The 922-nt window shown below is 63.6% G+C and carries 1 protein-coding gene; it reads right to left on the reverse strand.

Features of this window, described 5'->3' with window-relative positions:
• On the reverse strand, positions 1–832 hold an 832-nt coding region (locus tag CKO31_RS26140), incomplete at its 3' end, for a hypothetical protein (RefSeq protein ID WP_200243865.1).
• Positions 833–922: the final 90 nt, after the last annotated feature.

The following is a 922-nucleotide window of genomic DNA, read 5'->3' on the forward strand; positions in this document are numbered from 1 at the left end:
CTCGGTGCAGGCGGAAGTCCAAAGGCCCGACCGCGAAGCCGGGACGGCCATCGTGCCCGATGAAGCGAAACGTCACACCCTGCAGCCCGATGCGCTCGAACTTGCGCAGGGGCCTGGGCGGTGGCGCATCCACCGGCGCCAAGAGCGCCTCGTCCAGACGTGCTTCCAGCGCGTACAAATTGCTCACTGCGGCATCGGCCTTGGCCAAGGTCGGCGCTCCGTTCACGATATGGGTCAGTGGCGCGAGCATGAACAACACCGCCGCGGCAACCTTGTAGACCGTGGTGCTCGCCTCCGGTACCAGTGCCGGAATGGCAAATGCGACCGCCAACAGGGCCAAATACAAGATGCTCCCGGCGTAGATGACGTCGTTGGTTTGGCGCTCACTGCTGGCGAGCTTGAGTCGAACGGCGTCCGCCCCTGTCTCGATCAGGTGTGCGTGGAAGGCATCGCTCTCGCGCCGATTCAGCTTCAGCTCCTTGAAGCCATGCAGCAATTCGATGAACTGCTCGAAGAAGGAGCCATCTGCAGTCGCCGCGCGACGCAGCTCGCTTCCGGTCCGCGCAAAGCGCAGCAGGTACACCGGCAAGGTCACCGCATAGATCGCCAGCACCGCAAGCAGGCTCTGCGGCGACAGCCAGGCAAGATACAGGCTGATAAAGAGCAGGATCAGAACCGACTCGACCACCGGGATCAGAAACACGACCGCCTGCGAGATTAGCCCAACGTCCTGGGTCAGCGACGCATAGGCGGCCACCCCGCCCTGCTGTTCGACGAAGAGCAGGTCTCCGCGGCGCACCTTGTCAATCACTCGTACCCGAAACCGCAGCACCCCGCGCTCCACTGCGGACACCGACTGGGTCAGCGCGAAGCCGCGCGATACGAGTAGGATGCCGAACACTACCAGGTATCCGGCCATGAG

The organism is Thiohalocapsa halophila, assembly GCF_016583825.1.
Taxonomy (GTDB): Bacteria; Pseudomonadota; Gammaproteobacteria; order Chromatiales; family Chromatiaceae; genus Thiohalocapsa; species Thiohalocapsa halophila.